Here is an 8,751-nt window from a genome sequence, read left to right as displayed (position 1 = left end):
TCGAAGTCGTCGAATTCGCTTGCGGCATCCCCCAACTGCTCAAAGGCGAGTTCACCGAGAATGTCGGCACCAATGTCGATAGCTATTCGATGCGCCAACCCCTCGGCGTCGTTGCCGGCATTACGCCGTTCAATTTCCCGGCCATGGTGCCCATGTGGATGTTCCCGATTGCCATCGCCTGCGGAAATACGTTCGTCCTGAAGCCCTCCGAACGCGATCCCTCGACCCCACTCCTCCTTGCCGAGTTCATGATCGAAGCGGGCGTGCCCGAAGGCGTTCTCAACGTCGTCAACGGCGACAAGATGGCGGTCGACGCCATTCTGGCGCACCCTGGCATCGAAGCGGTGAGCTTCGTCGGCTCGACGCCGATTGCAGAATACGTGTACCGCACAGGCACTTCGCACAATAAGCGCGTCCAGGCCCTGGGCGGGGCAAAGAACCATATGGTTGTTTTGCCTGACGCCGACATGGCGCAGGCGACGGACGCTCTCATGGGGGCCGCCTATGGTTCGGCCGGCGAGCGGTGCATGGCGGTTTCCGTCGCGGTCGCCGTCGGTGGCGCCGGGGATGCGTTGATGGCGCGGCTTGCGCCGCGCGTGCGTAACCTCAAAATTGGACCCTACACCGATGCGGAAGCAGAAATGGGACCGCTCGTGACCAAGGAAGCCTACGCGCGGGTGAAAGGCTATGTCGACCTCGGTGTCAAGGAGGGCGCCAAGCTCGCCGTCGACGGCCGCAACACCAAGCTGCAAGGCTATGAGAACGGATATTTCATCGGCGGCTGCCTCTTCGACGAGGTGAAGCCCGAGATGCGCATCTACAAGGAGGAGATATTCGGCCCCGTGCTTTCGGTCGTCCGGAGTAAGGACTATGAATCGGCACTCGGTCTCGTGAACGCGCACGAGTTCGGTAACGGCACCGCGATCTTCACCCGCGATGGCGACGCGGCCCGGGACTTCGCTACGCGTGCTCGAATCGGCATGGTGGGCGTCAATGTGCCGATCCCGGTGCCAATGGCATTCCATTCGTTCGGCGGCTGGAAGCGCTCCCTCTTCGGCGACCACCATATTCATGGGCCGGAAGGAGTGCGCTTCTATACCCGCATGAAGACGATCACCTCGCGCTGGCCGACGGGGATCCGCGCTGGCGCCGAGTTCGTAATGCCGACGATGCGCTGACGTCCCATTCGACTATTTTGAAACGAGATATCCTCGCTCAACGCTGGGCGCGCTGGGCTTCGCCTGCTTAACCCCGCGAAAGCCTCTCCCGCCGCTTGGGAGAGCGATGAGTGAAGGGAGCCACCTGATTTCGTGTCATTGCACAGGGCGCTAGCTTTTTATCCGGGCTCCTTTCGGGTCGTAGAGCGGCTCGAGGCTCGCCCTCGCGGCGTGGCGCGCGCCAGCGACCTCGATCTCGTAGCGCCCCTCTTTCACGTAGGATGCGTCGACGCCTGAATCATTTTGCAAGTACCCGAGGCCGACCGAGCGCCCGACATGATGACCATACGCGCCCGAAGTGATTCGACCGACGATCCTGCCGTCGCGCCAAATCGGCTCGTTGTGGTAAAGAAGCGGCTCCGGGTCGTCGAGCGCGAATTGCACCAGCCGTTTGGCAATACCCTTTTCCCGCTGACGCAATAGTGCCTCACGCCCAAGGAAATCGACGTTCTTGTCGAGCTTGACCGCGAACATGAGGCCGGCTTCAAGGGGTGTGTCCTCATCGGCAATGTCGTGGCCCCAGCTTCGATAGGCCTTCTCCATCCGGCACGAATCCATCGCATGCATGCCCGCGAGCTTGAGGCCGAATCCGTCGCCCACATTCACGATTGCATCGAATACGTTGCGTGCGAACTCGGTCGGAACATAGAGTTCCCAACCGAGCTCGCCCACATAGGTAATACGCGCGGCGCGTACCCTCGCATAGCCGATTTCGATTTCTCGCGAGGAGCCGAATGGAAAGGCCGCATTCGAGAGATCGTCGCCGGAAACCTTCTCGAGAAGCGCACGGCTCCTCGGCCCCATCACGCTCAGCATGGCATAACCCGAGGTGACATCCACCGCGAAGGCGTGGGACTCGTCCGGGATGTGACGCTGGAGCCAGTCGAGATCGCGCACGCCGCAAACGGTGCTCGTCACGACCATGAATTCGGTTTCCGCAAGTCGGGTCACAGTGAGGTCCGCCTCGATTCCGCCGCGTGCGTTGAGCCATTGGGTATAGACGATCCGCCCAACCGGAACGGCAACATCGTTTGCACAGACGCCCTGCAGCACGCGCTCCGCGTCTCTGCCTTTGACGAGAATTTTCGAGAACGAGCTTTGATCGAAGAGAGCCACTGCCTCGCGCACCGCGCGATGCTCGGCAGCGGCGCAGGAAAACCAGTTCTGCCGTCCGTAGCTGTAGACGTAATGGGGCTCGATGCCGTTAGAAGCGAACCAGTTGGCGCGCTCCCATCCCGCGGTCTCGCCAAAGCACGCACCGCGCTCGGCAAGTCGCTCGTAAAGTGCCGAGGTGCGCGCGCCGCGCGCACTCTCATATTGGCGATAGGGCCAATGCATCGCATAGAGGAGGCCAAGCGATTCGGAGACTCGCTCGGCAAGGTAGCGCTTGTTGGTTTGGAAGCGCTGCATGCGACGTATATCGACATCCCACAAATCCATCGGTGCGTGCCCGCCTACGATCCATTCGGCGAGGACCTTGCCAGCACCGCCGGCGGATTGGATGCCAGTCGAGTTGAATCCAGAGGCGACATAAAGCCGCTTCATCTCAGGTGTTTCGCCGAGCATATAGCGCACGTCCGGCGTGAAGCTTTCGGGGCCGTTGAAGAACTTGCGAATGCCGACCTGTTCCAATGCAGGAATCCGCCGCATCGCGGATTCGAGGATGGGGGCAAAATGGTCGAAATCCTCCTGAAGCTCGCCGAACTCGAAGTCCTCGGGAATACCGTCAACGGCCCATGGCTTCGCGTTCGGCTCGAAGGCGCCGCAGAGCAGTTTGCCCGCGTCCTCCTTGAAATAGGCGCAGTGATCGGGGTCGCGCAGCACTGGCAGATCGGCCGAAAGGCCAGGAAAATCCTCGGTCACGATATAAAAGTGCTCGCACGCCTGAAGCGGAATGTTCACCCCACAGCTCTTGCCGAGCCAGCGCGACCAAAGACCCGTCGCGATCACCACATGCTCGGCCTCGATATCGCCGCGTTCCGTGACGACGCCGCTCGCACGACCCCGCGACGATTTGATCGAGGTAACTTTGGTTCCCTCGAAGATTTTGGCGCCGCGCATGGTCGCGCCCTTGGCGAGCGCCATTGTCGTGTCGACGGGATTCGTCTGGCCATCCTTCGGAAGAAAAACGCCACCCACAACATCGGCAACATTGAGTAGCGGCCAGCGCTTTTTGATATCCGCCGGTCCGACTTCGTGGATTTCGAGCCCGAACGTCTTTGCCATCGACGCACCGCGCAGAAGCTCCTCGAGCCGCTCGCGCGTGGTCGCGAGCGAGATCGAACCGCGCTGTTTCCAGCCGGTTGCCATCCCGGTTTCCGCTTCGAGACCGGCATAGAGTCCCGCAGTGTACTGAGCCAGGCGCGTCATGTTGAGGGTGGCGCGAAGCTGGCCGATCAGGCCGGCCGCGTGCCATGTGGTTCCGCTCGTCAATTTCTTTCGCTCGAGCAGGACGACTTCGGACCAACCGAGTTTCGCGAGATGATAGGCGATCGAGCAGCCGACCACCCCACCGCCGACGATCACCACCCGCACATGACTTGGCAATGATTTCGTCACCGCACCCTCCCCTATGAGGATCCGCTCGCCAGAACGCGATCTGATTATATTGGTTTCGCGTCGGCTCAGACAGCCCTCGGCAAGGGCGGCTTTGCCTCGCTAACCTGACGCAACCCTCGCCCCCGCAATGAGGACGGCATGTGACGGCCCGATATGCCTGCCCGGCAGCTGCCGAACGCTCAAGCACGCAATTTTGCGGCCTCGGCCGGCGCAGGAGCGCAATCGGTAACGCCCATGTCGTCCAGGGCGGCCCGGATCACGGCAAGAACGCCGCGTATCTCTTTTGCACCCAGCCGGCCGATGCAACCGATGCGGAAACTGTCGGCGACCGTAAGCTTGCCCGGATAGATGACATAGCCTGCCCTGCCGAGACGGTCATAGAATGCCTCGAAGTTGAATTTCCGATCGTGCGGCATCCTGACCGTCACGATGATAGGTGCTTGAAGCGAATCCGGAAGCAATGTCTGGAACCCGATCTCTCGCAGCCCATCGACTAAAATTCTGCAGTTGGCGCGATAGCGCCCGCCGCGTCCTGCGACACCGCCCTCGGCATCGAACTCATCGAGGGCGCGTGCGAACGCCAAGATGCAGTGCGTGGGTGGCGTAAATCGCCACTGGCCGTTCTTCTCCATCGACGTCCACTGGTCATAGAGGTCGAGGCTGAGCGATGGTGCATTGCCGCGGCATTTCTCCAAGGCAGCCTTCCGAGCAATGCAAAACCCGATACCCGGGACGCCCTCGAGACATTTGTTGCTGGATGCCACCACCGCATCGAACGGAATCTTGCGGGCATCGATTTCGATGGCCCCGAAGGCACTCATGGCGTCGATTAAAAGATGGCGCTCATGGCGGGCCGTTATTTTCGCGATTTCCTCGACCGGGTTCAGCAGGCCGGAGGTTGTCTCGCAATAAACGATGGCGACGTGGCTGATGTCGGGATCGTTCGCAAGGCGACGATCGAGCGCAGCCGGGTCGATAGGCACGTCCTCGGCCGACTCCTCGACCACATGCGAGAGACCGTAATACTCGCACATTCTGGCAATGCGCTTGCCGTAGGCGCCGTTCACGAGAATGAGCAGCTTGCCCGTCGCCGGGACGAAGGTCCCGATCATGGCCTCGACGACAAAGGTTCCGCTGCCTTGGAGCGGAACACAGACGTGTGTCTGCGCACCGTTCACGATGTCGACGAGCCGCTCGCGCACAGCGCGATTGACTGCGATGAATTGGCGGTCCCGCGACCCGAGATCGTGCAGCATCGCGCGCTTCACCGATTCCGAGGTGGTAAGCGGACCCGGTGTCAGGAGCCAGGGATCTCCTGTCGGCGAGAGGGCGGTCGCGCCAGCGCTCTTGGTGTGGTCGGCGGTCATCGCGGGTGGCTCCTTCAGTCGTTTGTCGCGTGGTCTCGGACCGGCTTGCGGGTTCGGATTGCGTTGCGCTTTTATGCGCCGCGGGAATAGCATAAGGCAAATCGATAAAAACTATGTGACAGATAGGCTATGGCAATCAATCATGCCCAACTTCGGGCCTTCCACGCCGTGGCGAGCGAGGGAAGCTTCACCCGTGCCGCTGCGGCCCTTCACGTCACCCAGCCGACCATTTCGGCCCAAGTGAAGGAGCTCGAAGACACTTACGGCATTAAGCTTTTCGAGCGCATCGGGCGTGGAATCGAGATCACAGAGCTCGGCAAGGCCCTCCACGAGATCACGCGCCGCCAATTCGTCCTCGAGACGGAAGCGGAGCAGGTCCTGGCTTCGGCCCGTGGGCTTCTGCGCGGCCTGCTTCGGGTGGGTGCTGATGCCCCCCACCACATCATCCCGCTCCTCGGGCCGTTCAACCGCCGCTATCCCGGCATCAAGCTCTCCCTCACATTCGGCAACTCCCGCGACGTTCTTGACGCATTGCTCGACCGGAAGAGCGATATCGCGGTGCTTGCGGACCTCGTACCGGACGAGCGACTTCACGCGGTGGCGTTTCGGCGCGAGCGCTTGCTGCTTTTTGTCGAGCGCAACCATCCCTGGGCAAACCGCAAAAGCGTGAAGCTCCGAGAGCTTGAGGGTCAACGGGTTGTGCTGCGTGAGCGGGGTTCGATCACACGCCATCGTTTCGAGCGCGCCATTGCGGACGCACGCGTCACGCTCGGCGATACGCTTGAAATCGGCAGCCGAGAGGCTGCGCGCGAAGGTGTGGCCGCCGGCCTCGGTGTTGGCGCCGTGTTCGAAAGCGAGTTCGGCCACGATCAGCGGCTTCGCAAAGTAGCCGTACGCGACGCCAGGATCGAAAGCACCGAATTCGCGGTTTGCCTCAAGGAGCGGCTATCGGTCCGCGTCGTGCGCGCATTCTTCGATCTCCTGCCTTCTACCCTTGCCGGGTAAAAGCCGCGGGATTGCGCACTATCCCTATCCAGCTGGCCGACGGGCGTTGATCTCGACACCTACCATCCAACGGCATAGGAAGAACGTCTCGGATCGGCCCCACCTGCCAGCACGCCCGTCGTTTTATCGAGCACGACCGCGCACACGGAGCCAGCGTGCCAAGACCACTCCGGCCAAGCCTGCGCATCGTGGCCAAGGGTCGCCAGAACATCCATTGTCTTCTTCGGCATCCGGGACTCGACCATGAGCCGGCCGGGCAGATAATCGTGCGGCTCGAAGGAATTTGGAAAGCTGTATGTTGCAAAGCGCGGCGCGCTGACCGCGGCCTGCAGATCCATGTCGAATACCGCGACGTTGAGCAGCACTTGAAGCATCGCCTGGCTCTGTACGTCCCCGCCCGGTGTGCCGAATGGCATTACCACGCGATCGCCGAAGAAGGCCATTGCGGGATTCGGTGTGAGGCGCGGACGTTTACCCGGCGCCAAAGCGCTTGGGTGGCCATCGATCGTATAGGATTGGCAACCTCGTGAGGAGGGCGCCAAGCCCGTGCCGGGCACAATTTCCATGTCGCTCGAACTGTCGCTCGGTGTTGCCGAGAACGCATTGCCGTGACGGTCGACGACCGCGATATAGGATGTATCGTGCGCGGTGCGCGGCCCAGCGCCGCCGACCCCTGCACCAGTTGCGAGGACAAGTTCGGGCGGTGCTCGGTCCGCCCACGCCCGGCCCGCCGCCGGCATACCGGGTGTTGCGCGCTCGGGGTCGATAAGCTTGCGCCGCTCGGCCGAATAACGATCCGAAAGAAGCGCTTCGAGCGGCACGTCGACGAATTGCGGATCGCCGTAATAGGCCTCCCGGTCTGCGAAGGCGAGTTTGAGCGCTTCGGTCACCGTGTGGATATAGGCGGGCGAATTGTGGTTGAGTGCCCTAAGGTCGATTCCATCGAGAAGCCTGAGCGCTTGCGCCAAAACCGGACCCTGGCACCAGGGGCCACAGGTATGGACCTCGATGTCGCCGAATCGAACCTTGACCGCAGGCTCAATTCGCACGTCGTAACCCGCCAGATCTGCTTCCGTCATCCATCCGCCATTCGCCGCGTGAAAGGCAGCGATCTGCCGCGCAATGTCGCCTTTATAGAAGGCGTCTCGCGCACCTCGGATACCGGCCTCACGGCCGCCTTTGGCCGAGGGTTTTTCTTCGTCCGCCATGTACTGAAGCGTCGCCGCAAGATCGCGCTGCACGAAAATTTCGCCGACCCGGGGCGCCCGACCCTTCGGCAGATAGATTGCGGCGTTCTGAGGCCAGCGCCGATACCGTTCCGAATTGCGGGCGATATAGTCGGACATCGGCGGATGCATCGGAAAGCCTTCGCGCGCGAACGAGATTGCGGCGGATGCTACCTCGCCAAAACTCATGGTCCCATAGCGCAAGAGCGCCTTGAGCCAGCTCGCCGGTGCTGCCGGCACCACCGTACGCATCAAGCCTTCGGGGATTTCGCCGCGGTGCGCCGTGCGGAAATAATCTGGATTTGCCGCCCTCGGCCACACGCCGAGGCCGTCGATCGTGATCAATTCCCGCCGCTCGGCGCGATAAACCATGATGGGTGCGACGCCCGCCACGTTCACAAGGTCGCTCTGCAGCACGCCGAGCGCGATCCCGCCGGCAACCCCCGCATCGACGGCGTTGCCGCCCGCTTCGAGGACGAGAAACGCCGCATGTGCGGCCGCAAAATGACCCGCCGAAACCATGTGCCGGCTGCCAAGCAAAAGGTGGCGATGGCCGCCCGTGCGGCCCAGTCCGAAGGCCTCGTTACCCGTAACGCTCATTTGCTCTCCCTGCCTCGCTCACATAGCTCGAAGCGCTCGTGCATGCATCTCACGCGCTTGCCGATGCAATCCCATTGTCCTGAGAATTATGCTACAGCGAGGACGATCGGCTGCTCGCCATTGACGGCGTCGCGCCCCACAATATACACACCTGTCATTGCAATCGGCAGGCATCAATCGCGCCGGCCGAGAGCGCCACCGCCGCCAAGCAGCGACGGATCGCAAAATTGTGAGGCTGAAACACAATCGCATGAGCGTCCGAAGTATCCCCCTCCCCCAGATATTCGAGCGTCCCCGATGATCGACCGACAAGAAAGCGAAATCTCGACCAATCTTCCGCCCGCGCCTTACCGATTGAGACTGCCGGGCCCGACCGCGGTGCCAGAGTGCATACGCACCGCGATGGCGCAACCCATGCTCGCGCATCGCGGTCCCGAATTCAGTGCAATCCTGTTAGAGGTCGAGCGCAAGCTGAAACCGATCTTCGGCACCGAAAACCGCATTCTAATGGCGGCCGCGACCGGAACGGGCATGATGGAGGCGTGCCTCGTCAATGTCCTCAAAGCGGGGGAGCGCATTCTCGTCGTCGTCAATGGCCAGTTCGGCGAACGCTTTGCCGCAATCGGCAGGGCGCTTGGCGTCGGCGTCGACACCCTCGAGGTGCCGTGGGGCGAAGCGGTCGATCCATCCGATATCGAGACGAGAGTCGGAACACACGATTATCGGGCGGTCGTCCTCGTCCATAACGAAAGCTCGACGGGCATCGTGGCGGAACTC

The 8,751-nt window shown here is 61.9% G+C and carries 6 protein-coding genes; 3 read left to right on the top strand and 3 right to left on the bottom strand.

The window, feature by feature from the left end; translation table 11 throughout:
• Nucleotides 1-1,178 (top strand): CoA-acylating methylmalonate-semialdehyde dehydrogenase (locus tag VEJ16_11670; protein HYB10320.1); only part of this gene is annotated, 1,178 nt, incomplete at its 5' end.
• Between the two features lie 150 nt (nt 1,179-1,328).
• Here VEJ16_11670 and VEJ16_11665 read toward each other — a convergent pair.
• Together VEJ16_11665 and VEJ16_11660 are read right to left on the bottom strand one after the other, a co-directional pair.
• Complete coding sequence (locus tag VEJ16_11665) at nt 1,329-3,776, bottom strand: FAD-dependent oxidoreductase (protein ID HYB10319.1); 2,448 nt, start codon at nt 3,774-3,776, stop codon at nt 1,329-1,331.
• A 179-nt stretch (nt 3,777-3,955) separates the two neighbouring features.
• A complete protein-coding gene (locus VEJ16_11660; protein HYB10318.1) occupies nt 3,956-5,143 on the bottom strand; it encodes a 2-aminoethylphosphonate--pyruvate transaminase in 1,188 nt (395 codons plus the stop codon).
• Nucleotides 5,144-5,272: 129 nt separating this feature from the next.
• Here VEJ16_11660 and VEJ16_11655 point away from each other — a divergent pair, with 129 nt between their 5' ends.
• Complete coding sequence (locus tag VEJ16_11655) at nt 5,273-6,148, top strand: LysR substrate-binding domain-containing protein (GenBank protein HYB10317.1); 876 nt, start codon at nt 5,273-5,275, stop codon at nt 6,146-6,148.
• Nucleotides 6,149-6,207: 59 nt separating this feature from the next.
• On the opposite strand, the gene VEJ16_11650 is transcribed toward VEJ16_11655, so the two are convergent.
• On the bottom strand, nt 6,208-7,974 hold the full coding sequence (locus tag VEJ16_11650) for a gamma-glutamyltransferase (protein HYB10316.1): 1,767 nt from the start codon (nt 7,972-7,974) through the stop codon (nt 6,208-6,210).
• Nucleotides 7,975-8,271: 297 nt separating this feature from the next.
• Here VEJ16_11650 and VEJ16_11645 point away from each other — a divergent pair.
• Nucleotides 8,272-8,751, top strand: a 480-nt coding sequence (locus tag VEJ16_11645) for a hypothetical protein (GenBank protein ID HYB10315.1), incomplete at its 3' end; no start/stop codon positions are given.

Source organism: Alphaproteobacteria bacterium (assembly GCA_035625915.1).
Taxonomy (GTDB): Bacteria; Pseudomonadota; Alphaproteobacteria; order JACZXZ01; family JACZXZ01; genus DATDHA01.
The sequence above is the reverse complement of the archived record's forward strand: the minus strand, read 5'-3'. Positions and strand labels throughout refer to the sequence as shown.

Bases quoted from the DNA above. Each gene is read 5' to 3' on its own strand.
- VEJ16_11660 (HYB10318.1), bottom strand. From the start codon at position 5,143: ATGACCGCCGACCACACCAAGAGCGCTGGCGCGACCGCCCTCTCGCCG.
- VEJ16_11655 (HYB10317.1), top strand. From the start codon at position 5,273: ATGGCAATCAATCATGCCCAACTTCGGGCCTTCCACGCCGTGGCGAGC.
- VEJ16_11650 (HYB10316.1), bottom strand. From the start codon at position 7,974: ATGAGCGTTACGGGTAACGAGGCCTTCGGACTGGGCCGCACGGGCGGC.